Annotated in this window: 21 protein-coding genes; all 21 read left to right on the top strand. The window is 38.5% G+C overall.

The genetic code is table 11. From position 1 onward, the window contains the following. Positions 1-66: 66 nt before the first annotated feature. The 21 genes from ACZ5C4_RS13405 to ACZ5C4_RS13305 all read left to right on the top strand — a co-directional run bounded on the left by ACZ5C4_RS13405 (position 67) and on the right by ACZ5C4_RS13305 (position 16,452). Positions 67-1,152 carry a major capsid protein gene (locus ACZ5C4_RS13405; protein ID WP_464521446.1) on the top strand — a complete coding sequence of 362 codons (1,086 nt, stop codon included), beginning with the start codon at positions 67-69 and terminating at the stop codon, positions 1,150-1,152. A gap of 11 nt (positions 1,153-1,163) precedes the next feature. Further along, positions 1,164-1,433, top strand: a complete 270-nt coding sequence (locus tag ACZ5C4_RS13400; protein WP_464521445.1) for a hypothetical protein — start codon at positions 1,164-1,166, stop codon at positions 1,431-1,433. Between the two features lie 11 nt (positions 1,434-1,444). Then, positions 1,445-1,810 (top strand): hypothetical protein, encoded by a 366-nt coding sequence (locus ACZ5C4_RS13395; RefSeq protein ID WP_464521444.1) that lies wholly within the window; start codon positions 1,445-1,447, stop codon positions 1,808-1,810. Positions 1,811-1,896: 86 nt separating this feature from the next. Continuing rightward, the gene (locus ACZ5C4_RS13390; RefSeq protein ID WP_464521443.1) at positions 1,897-2,214 is read left to right on the top strand and encodes a hypothetical protein; all 318 of its coding nucleotides are present in this window, start codon (positions 1,897-1,899) and stop codon (positions 2,212-2,214) included. 1 nt (position 2,215) lies between these two features. Next, a complete protein-coding gene (locus ACZ5C4_RS13385) occupies positions 2,216-2,518 on the top strand; it encodes a phage holin family protein (protein ID WP_464521442.1) in 303 nt (100 codons plus the stop codon). Next, positions 2,505-2,978, top strand: coding sequence for a hypothetical protein (locus ACZ5C4_RS13380; protein ID WP_464521441.1), 474 nt, complete (start codon positions 2,505-2,507; stop codon positions 2,976-2,978). Before ACZ5C4_RS13385 ends, ACZ5C4_RS13380 begins: the two co-directional genes overlap by 14 nt. A 7-nt stretch (positions 2,979-2,985) precedes the next feature. Next, positions 2,986-3,351 (top strand): hypothetical protein, encoded by a 366-nt coding sequence (locus tag ACZ5C4_RS13375; protein ID WP_464521440.1) that lies wholly within the window; start codon positions 2,986-2,988, stop codon positions 3,349-3,351. Between the two features lie 27 nt (positions 3,352-3,378). Continuing rightward, positions 3,379-3,720, top strand: coding sequence for a hypothetical protein (locus ACZ5C4_RS13370; protein WP_464521439.1), 342 nt, complete (start codon positions 3,379-3,381; stop codon positions 3,718-3,720). Positions 3,721-3,728: 8 nt separating this feature from the next. After that, positions 3,729-4,256 (top strand): HK97 gp10 family phage protein, encoded by a 528-nt coding sequence (locus ACZ5C4_RS13365; protein WP_464521438.1) that lies wholly within the window; start codon positions 3,729-3,731, stop codon positions 4,254-4,256. After that, a complete protein-coding gene (locus ACZ5C4_RS13360; protein WP_464521437.1) occupies positions 4,253-4,513 on the top strand; it encodes a hypothetical protein in 261 nt (86 codons plus the stop codon). The genes ACZ5C4_RS13365 and ACZ5C4_RS13360 overlap by 4 nt, the downstream gene beginning before the upstream one ends. Next, positions 4,514-4,909 carry a tail completion protein gp17 gene (gene gp17 / locus ACZ5C4_RS13355; RefSeq protein ID WP_464521436.1) on the top strand — a complete coding sequence of 132 codons (396 nt, stop codon included), beginning with the start codon at positions 4,514-4,516 and terminating at the stop codon, positions 4,907-4,909. A 102-nt stretch (positions 4,910-5,011) separates the two neighbouring features. Next, entirely contained in the window at positions 5,012-5,893 is an 882-nt protein-coding gene (locus tag ACZ5C4_RS13350) for a hypothetical protein (RefSeq protein WP_464521435.1), read from the top strand. Positions 5,894-5,951: 58 nt separating this feature from the next. Beyond that, on the top strand, positions 5,952-6,305 hold the full coding sequence (locus tag ACZ5C4_RS13345) for a hypothetical protein (RefSeq protein WP_464521434.1): 354 nt from the start codon (positions 5,952-5,954) through the stop codon (positions 6,303-6,305). A gap of 5 nt (positions 6,306-6,310) precedes the next feature. Next, positions 6,311-6,706 (top strand): hypothetical protein, encoded by a 396-nt coding sequence (locus tag ACZ5C4_RS13340; RefSeq protein WP_464521433.1) that lies wholly within the window; start codon positions 6,311-6,313, stop codon positions 6,704-6,706. Between the two features lie 88 nt (positions 6,707-6,794). After that, positions 6,795-7,673, top strand: a complete 879-nt coding sequence (locus tag ACZ5C4_RS13335; protein ID WP_464521432.1) for an NUMOD1 domain-containing DNA-binding protein — start codon at positions 6,795-6,797, stop codon at positions 7,671-7,673. 75 nt (positions 7,674-7,748) lie between these two features. After that, entirely contained in the window at positions 7,749-13,781 is a 6,033-nt protein-coding gene (locus ACZ5C4_RS13330) for a transglycosylase SLT domain-containing protein (RefSeq protein WP_464521431.1), read from the top strand. Between the two features lie 97 nt (positions 13,782-13,878). Then, entirely contained in the window at positions 13,879-14,676 is a 798-nt protein-coding gene (locus ACZ5C4_RS13325) for a hypothetical protein (protein ID WP_464521430.1), read from the top strand. Positions 14,677-14,802: 126 nt separating this feature from the next. Next, positions 14,803-14,982: a hypothetical protein gene (locus tag ACZ5C4_RS13320; RefSeq protein WP_464521429.1), complete on the top strand. Its 180-nt coding sequence runs from the start codon at positions 14,803-14,805 to the stop codon at positions 14,980-14,982. Between the two features lie 113 nt (positions 14,983-15,095). Next, the gene (locus ACZ5C4_RS13315) at positions 15,096-15,350 is read left to right on the top strand and encodes a hypothetical protein (protein WP_464521428.1); all 255 of its coding nucleotides are present in this window, start codon (positions 15,096-15,098) and stop codon (positions 15,348-15,350) included. Continuing rightward, a complete protein-coding gene (locus ACZ5C4_RS13310) occupies positions 15,350-15,670 on the top strand; it encodes a helix-turn-helix domain-containing protein (protein WP_464521427.1) in 321 nt (106 codons plus the stop codon). The genes ACZ5C4_RS13315 and ACZ5C4_RS13310 overlap by 1 nt, the downstream gene beginning before the upstream one ends. After that, positions 15,667-16,452, top strand: coding sequence for an ORF6C domain-containing protein (locus ACZ5C4_RS13305; protein ID WP_464521426.1), 786 nt, complete (start codon positions 15,667-15,669; stop codon positions 16,450-16,452). Before ACZ5C4_RS13310 ends, ACZ5C4_RS13305 begins: the two co-directional genes overlap by 4 nt. Positions 16,453-16,663 lie beyond the last annotated feature (211 nt).

The following is a 16,663-nucleotide window of genomic DNA, read 5'->3' as shown; positions in this document are numbered from 1 at the left end:
TAGCTAAAAGGCCGTGCTAAAGCACGGTTTTTTATTTGCAAAAATGAGAAGAAAGGAAGAAAAATTATGATTTTATCGGATATTTTCAATACACAAGCGATTGCGGCATATTTCACAGAAGCCGCAAGTAACAAAATTCCGTTTTTAGGCGAAGCATTTTTCCCGAATAAGAAAAAAATGGGAATTGATTTGCCGTGGATTAAGACACACAGAGGACTTGGGGTTGCTTTAAAGCCGTCCAATTTTGACGCTGTACCGCCTATCCGTCCGAGAGGACAGGCGCAGATGACAAAAGAGGAAATGCCTCTTTTCCGTGAAAGCATGATTGTCAAAGAACATGACCTTATGGAAATTTCAAGAATTAAAGACAGCAACGATCCATTTTTACAGCCGGTTATTGACTCTCTGTATAATGATGCGGAGGTACTGGTTGAAGGGGCAGACATCTCAGCAGAGTGCATGAGAATGAACTTGCTTGCGCCGGTTAATGGGGAGATGAAAATTTCCATCCCGATGGCAGATAATATGGTGCATACATACGATTATGATCCTGATGGTTCATGGAAGAAAACGAATTATCTTGCACTGGAAGGCACAGCAATATGGGATAAGCCGACAACGGCGAAGCCGCTGACTGACCTTAGAACTGCGATAAAATATCTGGCAAGCATTGGCGTGACAGCAACAACAGTTCTTAGTACAAGCAAGACATTTGATTATCTGCTTGAAAATGAGCAGGTAAAAAGTGCGCTTGTTTCTATTTCAGGACAGGCTATTAATTTTGTTGATGATGCGGCGGTAGAAGATGTCGTAAAAAGAAAACTTCGCCTTGAGTGGATTCCGTACGATAAGATGTATGAAGATTACGAGGGTAATCAGGAACAGTTTTATCCTGATGACTACGTTACTATTCTTGGTAGCGGACAACTTGGAAATACATGGAGAGGCACTACGCCGGAAGAACTTACCACTATCGGTAACTTTATGAATATTCCTAAAGCGCCCGTAGATATTTCGGTTCTTGCAAACGGCGTTGCGGTTGCAATTCAGAATGAATACAAACCGTCATTTACTGTAACCACGACAGCTTCCCAGATTGTGCTTCCTTCTTTCGAGGGTATGGACACAATCTTTGTAATTAAAGTAAAATAGGGGGCTGTCTTATGAAGTACGACCATATGGTGAATTACAGCGGTAGGTACTATCAGGCGGGAGAAGAAGTCCCCGTTGATGCGGAGGAAGAAATTTCTCCGCATATTTCTTCTCAAAGCGAAGTGGAGCCTAATAAAAAAAGTCTGTATACCAAAACAGAAATTCAGCGAATGAATGTGTCTGAATTAAGAGAGACAGCAAAAATTTACGGGATTACAAACGGTGAAAGCATGACGGGAGCAGAACTCAAAAAGAAATTGGTTGAGGTGCTTGGGCTGTAGGAGGAGAGGCTATGTCATACACGATATTTGAACAGGTAAAAATCCGGTTGCGACAATTTCATATTGATGAAAAAGGCACAGAAAATGAAAAGATCGTGTTTGACAAACCAGAGGATAATCCGGTTTTAGAACAGCTTATTTCACAAGCTATGGATGATGTGCGCTCATGCAGGAATTACCCTGAAAGCTATAGCGAAGAACAGATTGAGAAAGACATGAAGCGTTTTGAAAGCGTTATTGTAAATCTGGTGTTGTATGACTACAACAAAGAAGGCGGTGAGTTCCAGACATCATCTAGTGAAAATGGAACATCTCGAAACTGGATTGACCGGGAGAAGATACTTGCGGAAGTAATCCCGTTTGTAAAGATTTTATAGAAGATTGTGCGTGCCGAAAGGCGCAGGGCGTATGGCATTAGAGGTGGAGGGTAGCTGTACAAAAACAGAATTTGGAGGTACGGAAATTGGACACACCAATTACACGAGCAGAACATGACGAGTTTGCAAAACGTATGGCAGATGAACATAAGCGAATCCATTATAGGATTACAGATATTGAAAAAACGGTAGAAAAAATTCAAGATTTAGCTCAATCAGTAGAACGTCTTGCCGTATCCATGGAGACGATGGCAAAAGAACAGAAAAGTCAGGGAGAGCGCCTGGAAACTTTAGAGGGGCGAGATGGAGAAAAGTGGCGGAAGATTACGGGATATATCGCGACTACTATTATCGGAATTATCATAGGATTCGTATTTTATAAAATTGGAATAGGAGGAATGTAAAATGGAACAGATTATGAACTATGTACAGCCGGAACTTATTATTGTAGCGTTTGTTCTGTATTTTATCGGAATGGGACTGAAAAAGACCGAGAAAGTGTCTGACAAGTATATCCCACTAATTCTCGGTGCGATAGGAATTGGGCTGTGTGCTGTGTGGGTACTGGCAACCTGTACATTCGGAACGGCGCAGGAAATTGCAATGGCTATATTTACGGCGATTATACAAGGCGTTCTTGTTGCCGGATTAAGTACATATGTGAATCAGATTATTAAGCAGGTAGGAAAAACTGATGAGACTGCTTAGAAAAAACATGCAACCAATGAAATACGCCTTGTACGGGAAAGAAATAGAAGGATATGTCCGTGATGAGGACGGGAATATTATCTATGACCATTACGAGGACAGTGATGGGAATATTATTTACTACTTAGATGAAAACGGCAATAAAATTCCATTACGAACTGGTGAAATGGAAACTATATATAATATACCTATTGACTTTGAGGCAAACATTTCGATGTCAGGTGGCGAGGCAGAGGCGAAAGAGTACGGACTGGATGTCAGCGATTTTGACGCGGTACTTATCCTTGAGAAAGGCGCTGTACCACTTACTGAAACGTCTATATTGTGGCATACAAGCCCCGTAAAGTACAAGGACGAGAATAATACCATAGTCGATGATAAGTCCGCGGATTATGCCATTAAACGCGTTTCTGACAGCCTTAATTTTACAAAGGTATTGCTCAAGCGGATTGTAAAGTAGGTGCGGTATGGATAGCAAGACAGTAAACATTCTTGGAACTGAATACAAAATTAAATTTCGCAAAACTTCAAAAGATAAAGTTTTGAAAGAAAACAATTTTAGCGGCTATTGTTGTGATGACGAGCCGCTGATTGTTGTTGTAGATACTGATGATAAGGAAAATTTCGGGGATTACACAAAAAAGGAAAAGAAACTTCTCATCAGCGAAACGCTAAGGCACGAAATAATCCATGCGTTTTTAAATGAAAGTGGCTTACAAGCATCGGCAAACCCTTGTGAAAAATCATGGGCTAGGAATGAGGAAATGGTAGACTGGTTCGCTATACAGTCTCCGAAAATCTTCAAGGTGTTTCAAGAACTGGATATTTTGTAAAAGAGAGATAGGAAGGTAGATAGAAAAATGATACTACAATTTAAAGGATTTAAAAATAATTGGTCTTATGCCGACGCAGACTTGATTACTGCTACGGTAGTAAAGATTACTAAAGAAAAAATTTGTGGAAACGACAGTGTTGAAGAACTAAGGCTAATTCAAGAGATTTCACAAAAAATAGACTGCGAGATAAGAAAAGAAACGAATGGTGCTAACCTTACTTATATTTCTGACAAGCCCATTTATGAGTGTGGATGTGTGAAAGTAGTAATGCTTTCTGACAAGAACAAAGATGTCACTTATGTATTTGATATGGACAAGGAAGTTTATTTGCTAAACGATAGCGGAAAAACAATCAGAAAATTATAGGTGGTTTTATGGCAAAAAAGGTATTTAAGGCAACGCTTTCGCCTAGCGGAATTAAAGCACTTCAAGAGCAGTTGAAGGACTACCAGAAGTCACTTGAGGGAAAGTGCCAGCGGTTTGTGCAGGAATTGGCCGACCGTGGTGTACAGATAGCAAAAGTTAACGTGACGAGACTGGACGCGATATTCACAGGCGAGTTGTTAAACAGCATACATACACAGAAAGGCGGCGGTGGTAAAAACACGGTTGTCTTTTTTATTGTTGCTGATTCTAGACACGTTGCGTTCGTTGAATTTGGTACGGGACAACTCGGACAGGAGGGCGCTTATCCTTATCCATTTCCAGAAGGAGTTGCGTGGGACTATAATTCGGGCGAAACAATTTTTGAAATAAGCCCGGGGCAATACGGATGGTTTTATCCGCGCGACGGAAAATGGTATTTTACGCAAGGTATGCCGAGCCGTCCATTCATGTATGAAACATCTATGGAGCTTATGAGAGAGATTCCGAAGATTGCAAGGGAGGTGTTCGGGGCATGAGATATAGAAAGAAACCCGTTGTGATTGAAGCGTTGCAGTTTCTTGATGATGACAAAAGAGTATCTGCACTAATTGAATTTACAAGCGGAGAATTTAGGGCGTTTGGAGATACAGAACATTATTTTTTCGCCAAAATCAATACACTTGTGGGAACTATGACGGCAAGAGTTGGCGATTATATCATCAAAGGTGTAAACGGCGAGTTTTACCCATGTAAACCTGATGTCTTTGCAAAAAATTACGAGGCGGTGGACTAAATGCTTGATATGTTAGATTCGCAGATATTCACACGGATAAAAACGCAGTTTCCCGAAAAGGCGAAGAAGAAGTATCCGAACCTTAAATTCACCAATTCCGACCGCGCAGACACTAATCCGAAGTTTCCTACGGTGTATGTTCACCAGATGGGAAGTATGGAGCAGGGCGAGGATTTGTCGGGAGAAAACCTTAACGCGGCACTTGTCACCTATCAGATTGAGGTCAGCACCAATACAAAGCAGTCCGAAGCACAAGATGTCATGGATCAGATCGTGAAAATTATGAAGAAAATGCGATTTTCCATTATCGCTATGCCGGAGTTCCAAAACACTACAAGCGTATACAGAAGTGTAGCACGCTTTCGCCGAATGATTGGCGAGAACGACATATTGTAACAAGTAAATCAGAGAGCCGATTGGCTCTTATTTTTATGCCGGATACCGAAAGAGGTATTCGCTGACCGCAAACAGTTAAGCGGTAGAAAGGAGTGAAGTTTTATGGCTTCAACAAGCTATTTAGCTAGAATAATTTTCGCAGAATTTGATGGAGATGTAAATGAGGCGATTGATTTTGCAGGGACGTACAATTTGTTAGTGAGAGCAAAGTCAATTCCTGCTCCGGCATCTGCGCCGAATACAGTGGAGAGTACCACGCTTGAAGATGATACTCAGACATTTGAAATGGGTATTAAAACTTCTGATTCAAAAGAAGTGACAGGAAACCTTGAGAAAACATATCTGCAAGCAATTAACAAACTTTCTGGGAAGAAACTCAAAATTATGCAGTTATATGGAACGGATGGCATTGGAGGCGTTGCAAAATACGCATATATCGGGCAGGCAACGGCGACACCTTCAGATGTGGGAGGAACAGACGAAATCCTTGAAATGTCGGCGACAATTATTCCGAATACATCTGCCGTAGAATGTACAGACGATTACAAAGTGGTAGATAACGAAGATGGGACATTTGCAGTAACAAAGGTGGGGGGAATAACATCTCCTGACATAGAGATACCGGCGGCAGGTCAGGAGCTATATGGTAAGACCGTTGGGGACATGGTGGAAAATGGAATGGAAGTGCTAGAGGACGGTACTGTAAAAGGAACATTCAAATATGTTACTGATTATACGGGATTTAATGGTTCAGAACCGGACGAGCAGGAGGGCTATTTCTTCCCGTTCACACTCAAGAAAAGTGGAACGACAATGACATTTAAAAAGAATGGTGTTCCAACGAAAGAGGACATTCTGTTTGAAGCCAATAATGTTTTCCACGTAACAAAATCGGATACATTTACGGTGGCTGTTGATAGCAGGGACGTTATTACGTTTAAATTCAGCAGAGCAACTTTTAAAAGCAAAGGAAGAAAAAAATAAGTAAACGAGTGGGGCACCCTACGGGGTGTCCCCTCCTTGTAAATGGAGGGTAATGACTATGAAAACATTTGAAGTTAATGGGAAAGAATACAACGCAAAACCTTTTACTTTTAATACGGTATGCGATTTAGAGGATATGGGCGTTTCCATGGGTGATATTCAGAGAAAACCCATGTCCATGGTAAGGGCATATTTTGCTATCTGCTCTGGCCGTGGAGCGCAGTTTGCCGGACAAGAAATGGAGAAACACATAATCTCTGGCGGTGATTTTACTAAAATTATGGAGATTATTTCTAATGAAATGAACGCGTCTGATTTTTTTCGCAGTCTCAACAAGAAAGAGGAGACGGAGGATGCAGAGGGCGAGACAGAGGAAGCAGAAGTTGCAGCGGAGAAGCCGAAGAAGAAATAGCGCCATTGTACCGTTCGCAGAGAGAGTTTTTTGAAAACGAGTGGTTTCCTAAAGCGAATATAATCGGTGTTTCTTGGAGCGAGTTCTGGACTCTGAATCCGAGAATCATTAAATCCATGATGAAAGGGTATGGAGAGCGTATAAAGCAACAGGATTATATGAATTGGCTTTCCAATCAATATACGATGTCAGCCGTAACGGTAGCGATTGACAGGGCTCTAAATGGCAAGAAAGCAAAATCGGAATATGTCAAAGAACCAGTGTTATCAAAATTCTTAGAATATGCGGGATTGACTGAAGAAGAACGGGAAAAGCGAGAAATGGAAAAAGAAATCCTCGCTATGGAACGATGGATTGCGAATGATAAGGCAAGAGGATTGCCTGAAACAAAAATTATGTAAGGACAGCGGCGAGTCAAATCCTGCTGTCTGTTTATTAAAAGCATTGAATCTAAGATAAAAAATGTTATAATAGCAATGAGGTGATTTAATGCGAACATACTATATATATAAAGCTGTAAATAAAGCAAATGGAAAACTATATATTGGGAAAACATGTGATTTCAGGTCTAGAGTTTGGGAACATCTTAGATGTTATGAAAGAGAAGATTGTCTATTTCATCAAAAAATTAAAGAGTATGGCATAGATAATTTTGAATTTGAAATTATTGAAACTACAGAATCAGAAGAACAAGCGATTGAATTAGAAAAGAAATATATTCAAGAATGGAGAACGTATTCTCCATATGGTTATAATATGAATATGGGTGGCGTTGGCGGTCATAATGCGAGAGCTGTGGTTTGCCTAACCCTTAACGGTGAATTTGTCAAGAGATACAGAAGCGCAGGAGACGCTGAAAAGGATGGATATAATAATGTAAATGTTCTTCTTTGCTGTAAGGGAAAACTTTTAACTTGCAAAAATCATATGTTTATGTTTGAAGATGAATATATGAAAAATGGTGCAAAAGAATATATAAAACCAGAAAATGCAAGAAAAAAGAAAATAATTCAATGTGATGATAGAGGAAACTTCGTTAAAAGATTCGATAGTGTTTGTAAAGCGGCGGAAGAAACAGGAATTAGCAGAAGCACCATAAGTGGAGTACTAATCGGGAAATATAAAAGAGCTGGAGGTTTTATATTTGTTTATGAAGAAGAATTTCCGATTAAAGATATAAAAAAATATAAACTTAACAAAAAAGGAAGATTTATTATTCAAATAGATAAAGACACAGGGGAAGCAATAAATACGTTTGAAAGAATATCTGACGCAGGAAAAGCGTTAGGGGTAAATTATAAAGCTATACACAAGGTGATAGATAAGTCCGGCAGGACGGCATACGGATATAAATGGATAAGTAAATAAAAAATAATTTGCATTTTAGCATCTACTTCGGTAGGTGCTTTTATTATGCCTTGAAATAGTAAGGAGTGTGAGAAAATGGCAGAAATAGATAGTCTTGAAATAAAAATAGAAACATCTGCAAAGAGTTCTTTGGAATATCTTGATAAAGTTCAAAGCAAATTGAATGATATAACAGAATCTTTGAAGAATGTTCTCACATTTTCTTCAAATTTAGGGAAATTAGGGAAGATTGATTTAAAAGGTTTTGAAGATACAAAAAAGCAATTGGACTCTATAACGGAAAAGGCAAGAATTATTTCAAAGCAGTCAGTTACTCCTAAAGTAAAGACGAAAGAGATAGAGAAAGCCGCAAAATCCCTTGATGACTTATTTGATAAATTTCAAAATGCGGGAAGAAATCTTGATTTGTCAAATATCGGATTATCGGATTTAGAGAAAGAGGCTGAACAAACAGAAAAAACAGTAAAGCGATTAAATGATCGACTTGAAAAGAAAATATCATTAGAAGGCACAGAAAAGCTGGGGAAATCATGGGAAAGCCTTGTTTATGATATTCAGAAGGCAACTAATCAAGCTGAAATATATCGAGAAGCTATTGGTAAAATAAAAAGTGCGGCACCTAAATTTACGATAACTCGAGGAGAAAATAATATAAGTTCGGAATCTGAAGTATCAAGAAAGGAGTTTGTATCCCCAAACTCTCTTAATTACAATCCTGAAGCTATGCGGATGGTATTTGGTGAAGAAGCAGAGGGGTTAAAAAATTTTGATGATGTTTTAAAGAAATTTGGAGGAACAGCGGCAGAAGCGTCCATTAAGTTAAATAACTTAGAAGAAGCATTTAATCCAACTTCTGTTAATACATACGAAGCACAAATAAAGCGATTGAAAGCAGAACTGTCCAATTTGGCTTCACAAGGCTTTAAACAAGGTGACACAGAATATGACGAAGTGGCTAAAAATCTTGCAAAAGTAACAGCGGCAAAAAAGAAATACGACAAGGAAATGAGCCGTTCAGCCCAAGAAGAGAATGAGGCTCAAAGATTATCTTTTAATCTAAAAAATATACAGAAAAACCTGCGTAGTGTAGAAAATGCTTTTTCAAAATTTGGGAAATTGGCTTCTAAAATATTAAAGTCAGTAATTAAAATGGCTGAAAAATTAAAAAACGCTTTAGTTGGAACGCAAAAGCAAGTAAATGGAATGTCATTTGGGCGAATGATTGGTTCGTCTGTGGCCTTCTCTTTTGTGTTTCAAGGAATTAGCGCAGTTCAGCGCGCAATAAAAGAAGGTTCAGACAACCTTACGCAGTATAGTGCTGAATATAACTATAGTATTTCATCTATGGTATCTGCGCTTACTTATTTAAAAAATTCGTGGACAGTAGCCTTTGCGCCGATTATTAATATAGTGGCGCCATATATACAAATATTCATAGAAATGATTTCTTCAGCATTAAATGCGGTTGGGAGATTTATGGCGGCATTGACTGGAAAAGGGGTAGTCGTACAGTCGAAAAAAGTCTGGCAAGATTATGGTGCCTCTTTAACAGAAACAGGAAGTGGCGCGAAAGATGCGGCGGATGGAATAAATGATGCGACTAAGGCAGCAAAAGAATTTCAATCATATACATTAGGAATTGATGAACTTAACGTTCAACCACAAACTTCTGATACATCAAATAGTAATAGTGGCAGTTCTGGAAGCGGAATTGGTGGAAATGGCATAGATTTGGCTCCTTCTGATATGTTTGAAACTGTCAAAGTTGAAGGAAGTGTTGCTGAATTTGCTAAGCGTTTAAGAGAAGCAGCCTTAGCAGAAGATTGGAGAAAACTCGGGAAAATAATTGCAGATGGAATTAATATTGGTATGCAAAAAATCTATGATGCAATTAATTGGGATAACGTAGGGCCTCGAATAACATATTTTGCCAATGCTTTTACTGAAACATTTAATAGTATAGTTGATAATATTAACTGGGACTTAATGGGTCAAACTATTGGAGAAGGAATAAATACTATTGTAAATACATTTAATCAGATAAATGGGCCAGGTGGAATTAACTTTTATGCTCTTGGAAAAAACATTTCAAAGGGGATAGAGGGCGCAATAGAATCTATAAACTGGAAACAATTAGGAAAAGCAATCGGAAACTATTTTATGATTTCGTGGGATGTACTGTCTGGTGTTGTAACTAAACTATCACGAAAAAAAGGGGCTGGAATAACAGGTTGGTCTAAACTTGGAAAAAGTATTGCTGAATCATTAAATGGAGTTTTTGAAAGCATCAGATTTTCAACGATAGGTCAAACATTTGCAAATGGTTTAAATGGTGCTTTTGATATAGTACTTAATTTTTCTAAGACATTTTCATGGGAACAATTTGCGGATAATGTAATAAATGGAATTAACACTTTTATTTCAAAGACAAATTGGTCTGAAAATGGAAGAGCACTAGAAGATTTTATGGATAATTTTTTTGCGACTCTTTTAGACATATCATCTAAAATAAATTGGAGTGAATTTGCAGGAGGCATTGCACAATTTTTATCTGAAATAGATTGGGCACAACATTTGTCACAACTTGTAATTGTATTATCAAAAGTATTTTCTGAATTGTGGCAAGGATTAGGCGAAACATCAGCCGGAAAATTTGTTCAAGCGATTATCAATTTTGAAATTGCAATGAAGTTATTGCCATTTGTTAATTCCATAGCAAAATTTTTTACAGGAAATACAGTTTTTGAAATTTTAAGCAGTTCTTTTCAAAATTTATTTACAACTTCTGCTTCCAGTGGAGCAGCAACGGCGGCAACGCAAATAACAAGTTCCAGTGGGTTTGCCACATTAAAAAACGTCTTAATGACAGCTTTAAGTTCAACTGCCGGACAAATTACTATAGCCATTGGTGGAGCAACAATAGCTGTACGAGAATTTGCAAAAGCAGTAGAAAAACTGCAAGGTGGAAATGGAGAACTTACAGAGATGGGCGCCGCTTTTAGCGATATGACAGGAGCACTTGTTGACGCTAAAGCCATTACAGCAGATGAGGCCGAGGAATTATTTGCCTTAAAAGAACAGTGCGAAAGTGCTGGTATGAGTGCAGAAGAGACAGGGGCTTTGTACAAAAAAGCATTAGAAGGTATCGGAGTATCGTCTGATGATGCAAGTCGAGCTCTTGCAACGGTAGAAAGCAATGGTTCTACTACAAAAGAAATGATAGATATTCTTTCTACGTCTATTGAAGGTCTTGGAACTGTATCTAAAAATACATCGGAAAGCATAAATTTAGACTCTATAGACATGGAAGAAGCATATGAAGGACTAGAAATTGCAGTAAGTAAAATTGCAAACCAAGCAGGATTGTCTTTAGATGGAATTACGCAATTAAATAATGCATTTTGGGATGCAAAAGATTCTGGAGCTACAGCACAAGGGGCTTATGAAGCAGTATTAGAAAAAGCAGAAGATTTGGGAATTGATACGAGAATGGCAGCACAAATTGTAGGAGAAGAACTGCCCGAAGCATTACAGACAGTTTCTGGATCGGCTTCTCTCTCTGCTGAAACGCTAGCTTCTCTGGTGGGAACTTTTTCAAATTTGGGAATATCTATAACAGAGGGATTTATTGACAATTTATCAGAACAAAGTCCAGAGATTCAGCAAAGTGTATTGGACGTATTCACAGCTATTCAGAATGGAGCCGATATAAAAGCTACAGAACTAGCAACGGTTTTTAGCACAATCGGATACTCATTACCAGATTCGATTGTGGGTTCATTTACGGAAATGGAACCATCGGTGCTAGCGTCTACTTTAGATATGTTTATGCAAATTGCGAATGGACAAGCTGCGAAACAGGATGAATTATTGTCTATATTCCAACAAATGGGTATAACTCTAGTAGATGAGGGACTTATAAAAACACTTGCAGGACAAGGAGCTTCGGTGCAACAATCTACAATCCAGCTTTTAGCACAGATGGAGTCTGGAAAGGCACTTTCAGAAAATCAATTAGTATACTCTTTTCAGTCACTTGGTGTTGGAATCGTAAATGATGGAATTATTTCGGCATTGTCACAATCAGAACCAGATGTTCAGGAACAAGCAATTAGTTTATTGAGCCAGATCCAGAGTGCTTCCGAGTCAGAAAGGCAACCTCTTATAGATCAGTTTAACAGTCTTGGTGTTGGGACAGTAAATGAGGGGCTATTGAGTGCGCTGGATAGTATGGAATATGATACAAGGGAAAGTGCAATTAATCTTTTATCACAAATTAGTGGAGCTACAGAGGATGAAAGAGAAGGAATATATTCACAATTAAAAACTGTAGGAATTGATGCGAGTCAGGGTTTGCTAGATGGAATGGGGACAAAAGATTATGATATTACACAGGCGGGCATTGGTTTAGCCAATAGTACCCTAGAAGGTGCGAAAAAGGGCTTTATAATAAATTCGCCATCAAAAGCTATGTATGATATAGGCGTATATGCAGGAATGGGGTTAATTAATGGATTAAATGATGCGATATTAAATTCACAAATTAATGTAGCTATATTTGTAAAATTTATAAACAGTATTATTTCAACGATCCCTGATAATATGACACGTATTTTTCAGACTGCTTCTAATTCAATTAAAGAAGTATTGTTGACACTTCCAGACTTCTTCCGACAGGTTTTTACGAATGCGCAAAAAAATACAGAAGAACCATTTAGAACTATTGATTTATATTTCCATGAAAAATGGGATAGCGTTAAAAATGTATTTAAGGACGTAAAAGCCTTTTTTAAGAGTGCTTTTGAAAGTGCTTATAATGCCATAACTTCTGCGTTTAGCGGTATTAGTGGATTTTTCAAAGGAATTGCGAATAAGATTGTAGACCCGATAAAAGAAGCTATTAACGGTGTAATAAGAGGCATGAACTGGCTTCTTAATGAAGTAGGGGCAGGAAAATCTATTAGTTTGTGGACAGCACCGACTTTTGCAAATGGAACAGACGGAATAGGGCAGGATACTTTTGGGATAGTAAATGACCAAAAAGGTAATACATACAAAGAGCTTATAGTGCCGCCGAATGGAAAAGCATTTATTCCAGAAGGACGTAATGTTATGCTCCCCTTGGCAAAAGGCACAAAGATTATGCCTGCGGATGAAACAAAAGCATTTTTGAATGGTATACCGAAATTTGCAAAAGGAATTGGTGATTTTTTTGGAGGTGCTTGGAAATCAATTAGCGGATACAAGGGAAGCGTTCTTGACTATTTGAATGACCCAAAAGGAATTTTGCAGATTGCGACGGATAAATATACAAATGTTTCTGGATGGAAAGGAATATTCGGAGACATGGCGGCATACAGCGCAAAGACATTAGTAGACAATGCTGTAGGTTATGTTCAGAAGATTTTTGATGAAATGCTAGTTGTAAAATATAATCCATCAGCCGGAGTAGAACAGTGGAGAAAACTGGCGGAAACTGCTTTGAGAATGACAGGGCAATTTTCGGAATCAAATTTAGATTTGTTATTATATCAGATGCAAACAGAATCAGGCGGAAATCCTAACGCTATCAATGATTGGGATATTAACGCTCAAAACGGTACGCCATCTAAAGGACTGATGCAAGTTATTGACCCTACTTTTAAATCATATGCATATCCAGGGTATGACACAAATATTTGGGACCCTCTATCAAATATGCTCGCGGCAATCCGGTACACGTTATCAAGATACGGTAGTCTGGCCAACGGATGGAAAGGGCATGGATATGCGGCCGGTATCGGTACGATTAACTGGTCGGATTTAATTCCGGCTTATTCAGTTGGTGGCTTCCCAGAGGACGGCCTATTTATGGCAAATCACAATGAGCTTGTTGGACAGTTCTCAAATGGAAAGACGGCAGTTGCAAATAATGAGAATATTCAGCAGGGAATAAAGGAAGGCGTGAAAGAAGCAGTTGCGGAAATTCTTGCTCCATATTTACAGCAGATTGCACAGAATACAAGAGAAACAGCGGATAAAGACTTGAGCGTAAATATAGGAGATAGGGAAATCGCACAGGCAAATACAAGAGGAAGAAGCAGAATGGGATATAGTTTTACAGGATAATAGAGGGGCAGAAATGCCTCTCTATTTTCTTACCACCAATCGACAAAAGCCCTCCAGTATGGTATGATTGGGGTATCATAGTGCGGGAGGGATGAGAATGAAAAAGGTATGTTTATTCGCTGTATTGTGCGTAGTTATGATGACAGGGTGCTCTTCGGGAGAGACGCAAACAAAATATGATAAGGATATTAAAGGGAAAGATGAGTTAATTGAAGAAAATAATTCGGATTTAATAAAAGTTAAAAAACAGTTAGAGGACATTGATACAGATGAAACAAAATTTAGTTTTGCAGAAACAGAAATCGCAAATGAAGAAAAGATATTATATATTACTTGTGTCATCAATGGATACGAAGATGATCTAGAGGAATTTCTTTCAAATAGAGAAGAACTGTATAAAGATATGATTGAAGAGGACTGGTTTAATTACAAATATGTTATTACAAATAGCGTTGTAGGAGATACGCTCCCAACAACAACGCTTTATGAACCAGAACAAAATATATCTGTAGGTACAACATGGCATAATACGGGCCTAGAGTATACAGAGCTTGAAACTGGAAATATTACAGAATACGACCCGAGTTTTAGAGATAAGACGCCATACGAGGAAAATACTTCGCTGCATATGTACCAAATAGCAAAAGATATTGTAAATTCTAATTTAAAAACATTCTGTTCATTTCCTGATTATTATAGCGAATATCAGGATAATATACACGTTTTGATAAAGGAAGAAAAAGCAGAAGTTTCTGGTACATTCAATTTAGATGACGAAACATATATGTTCTGTGTTCAATTTTCATATGAAAGAAATGGGGAAGATTATACGTATGATACATCATATTTATTTATAGAAGGTTTTAAATGTATGGGAACATATTCACCATTATAAATATAATGTGCGTTTTGTTAAAGTGATTAGTGGAGTATAACTACTCCACTTTTTTTTAAAAACCTCTTGACTTTTGTATATCGGTATATTATACTTTTGCATATACAAAAGAAAGGAGATGATACATTGTCGCCTAGAACAGGCAGACCGACCGACAATCCTAAGACTAAACAAATGCCTATACGATTTTCGGAGGACGATATTAAAAAACTTGAGTATTGTTCTAAAAAAACAGGAAAATCAATGGCTGAAATTGTCAGGATTGGTGTTGATAAGGTCTATAAAGAATTAAAAGAAAAAGAGTAGTCGGAATACTTGGCGGTAAGCGACTACTCTAACTCACAACACATCAAAGGTGCTGATATAGTAATTATATCCTCCTTTGGTGTTGTTGTCAAACACTGAAAGGAGATTTTTTTATGGGAAAATCTGAAAAGGAACTGGAAATCCAGAAAATCAAGGAGGAATTTGACAAGCGCACAGCGGACTATCATGGCGAGGATATATGGGATTTACGGGAGTATTTAATGCTTGTAAATCTTGCGGATAACGCTTACATGGGAAAGACGCAGGCAATCATCTACGCTTACAGAATGGGGCATCTGGACGGTCAGAAAGAATTAAAAGACCGAGTGATGAAACATTTTGAGAGTGGGAAAGGTGGTGCGGAATAATGCGTGAGATAACAACAGAGAAATGCTTGCAGAATATAAGGACATATATCTTGGTGACGATGGAGAAAAGAGGATGGAATATAGCAGAGACGGCTATACGGTGCGATATGAGTTATCGCACTTTTCAATCAATACTTTACGGTGAAAGAAAAGACATCAAACTGTCTACGTTGATAAGAGTGGCAAATGCACTTGACGTCCCGTTATCAGAAATGATAGGCGGCGAAGAAGAACAGCGAGAAAAAGATGTTTTTATTTTAAAAGGCGTATATGCTACCCTCAAAAACTATATGACAATGAGAGGGGGCGTAGCAGCATGAATAATCTGATTGTAAAGAATGTTGATGTACTCGGCGATTCTATTATGGCGGCGAAAGATAAAGACGCGAATGTTTGGGTTGGAGTCAGATGGGTATGTAACGCTCTTGACATGACTGAAGGGCAAATGAAGAGACAGATTAAGAACATCAAGAAAGATATGGTGTTTGGAGAAGGTGGGTCTAATCAGATCCCCCTTCCAACAAATCAGGGAGTGCAAGATGTTTTCTGTATAAGAAATGATTTTATTCCGTTGTGGCTTGCGAAAATCAGCATTACGCAAAAGACAAGGGAAGAAAGACCAGAATTTTCAAAAAAGCTCCTTGACTACCAGCTACGGGCAAAGGATATTCTGGCAGAAGCGTTTATGCCGAAACAACCACAACTTCCGCAGACTACGGATGGAAAGATTGCACTACTGGCGCAGGGGCATGTAGAGCTGAAAGAGGAAATCGACACGGTAAAGGCGGATTTAGAAGCCTTTAAGATGGACTTACCAATTTTGCCGATAGAAGCTGACCGCATAACAGAAGCGGTGAAAAAGAAAGGCGTGTCAGTGCTGGGCGGAAAGCAAAGTAATGCTTACAAGAATAGAGGCATAAGGCAGAAAGCGTATAACAATATTTATGCGAATCTGAAATACAACTTCGGCGTTAAAACGTATAAAAGTCTTAAGCGCAGCCAATGCGAACAGGCGGTAGAGATAATAAGGAAATACGAGCCGCCGTTCTTCCTTTTAGAGCAGATTAATAATGTGAACGCACAGCAGACGTTAGACTTGTAGGCGCGGTTATGCGAGGGGCAAGATTACCGCCGTAGGGCGAAAGATACATAAGCCAGAACTTGAATTTGTCCTATGGAACGGAAAAGAACTTGAAGAAAAATAAGACAATGCGCATTTTCGAAAAGAACTGTAAATAAGCTGAACGTGATGATTAAGCGGTGGAGAAATCTAATCTGCCGCTTAATTGTTGCAAATAAAAAACAGATATTTC

This window comes from Mediterraneibacter flintii, assembly GCF_055387595.1.
This window is presented reverse-complemented; position numbering and strand designations above follow the sequence as displayed.

What these genes read in the sequence shown, in the direction of transcription:
- ACZ5C4_RS13380 (WP_464521441.1), top strand. Translation starts at nt 2,505, where the DNA reads ATGAGACTGCTTAGAAAAAACATGCAACCAATGAAATACGCCTTGTAC.
- ACZ5C4_RS13385 (WP_464521442.1), top strand. Translation starts at nt 2,216, where the DNA reads ATGGAACAGATTATGAACTATGTACAGCCGGAACTTATTATTGTAGCG.
- ACZ5C4_RS13365 (WP_464521438.1), top strand. Translation starts at nt 3,729, where the DNA reads ATGGCAAAAAAGGTATTTAAGGCAACGCTTTCGCCTAGCGGAATTAAA.
- ACZ5C4_RS13360 (WP_464521437.1), top strand. Translation starts at nt 4,253, where the DNA reads ATGAGATATAGAAAGAAACCCGTTGTGATTGAAGCGTTGCAGTTTCTT.
- ACZ5C4_RS13325 (WP_464521430.1), top strand. Translation starts at nt 13,879, where the DNA reads ATGAAAAAGGTATGTTTATTCGCTGTATTGTGCGTAGTTATGATGACA.
- ACZ5C4_RS13310 (WP_464521427.1), top strand. Translation starts at nt 15,350, where the DNA reads ATGCGTGAGATAACAACAGAGAAATGCTTGCAGAATATAAGGACATAT.
- ACZ5C4_RS13315 (WP_464521428.1), top strand. Translation starts at nt 15,096, where the DNA reads ATGGGAAAATCTGAAAAGGAACTGGAAATCCAGAAAATCAAGGAGGAA.
- ACZ5C4_RS13400 (WP_464521445.1), top strand. Translation starts at nt 1,164, where the DNA reads ATGAAGTACGACCATATGGTGAATTACAGCGGTAGGTACTATCAGGCG.
- ACZ5C4_RS13330 (WP_464521431.1), top strand. Translation starts at nt 7,749, where the DNA reads ATGGCAGAAATAGATAGTCTTGAAATAAAAATAGAAACATCTGCAAAG.
- ACZ5C4_RS13405 (WP_464521446.1), top strand. Translation starts at nt 67, where the DNA reads ATGATTTTATCGGATATTTTCAATACACAAGCGATTGCGGCATATTTC.
- ACZ5C4_RS13305 (WP_464521426.1), top strand. Translation starts at nt 15,667, where the DNA reads ATGAATAATCTGATTGTAAAGAATGTTGATGTACTCGGCGATTCTATT.
- gp17 (WP_464521436.1), top strand. Translation starts at nt 4,514, where the DNA reads ATGCTTGATATGTTAGATTCGCAGATATTCACACGGATAAAAACGCAG.
- ACZ5C4_RS13375 (WP_464521440.1), top strand. Translation starts at nt 2,986, where the DNA reads ATGGATAGCAAGACAGTAAACATTCTTGGAACTGAATACAAAATTAAA.
- ACZ5C4_RS13370 (WP_464521439.1), top strand. Translation starts at nt 3,379, where the DNA reads ATGATACTACAATTTAAAGGATTTAAAAATAATTGGTCTTATGCCGAC.
- ACZ5C4_RS13395 (WP_464521444.1), top strand. Translation starts at nt 1,445, where the DNA reads ATGTCATACACGATATTTGAACAGGTAAAAATCCGGTTGCGACAATTT.
- ACZ5C4_RS13345 (WP_464521434.1), top strand. Translation starts at nt 5,952, where the DNA reads ATGAAAACATTTGAAGTTAATGGGAAAGAATACAACGCAAAACCTTTT.
- ACZ5C4_RS13335 (WP_464521432.1), top strand. Translation starts at nt 6,795, where the DNA reads ATGCGAACATACTATATATATAAAGCTGTAAATAAAGCAAATGGAAAA.
- ACZ5C4_RS13350 (WP_464521435.1), top strand. Translation starts at nt 5,012, where the DNA reads ATGGCTTCAACAAGCTATTTAGCTAGAATAATTTTCGCAGAATTTGAT.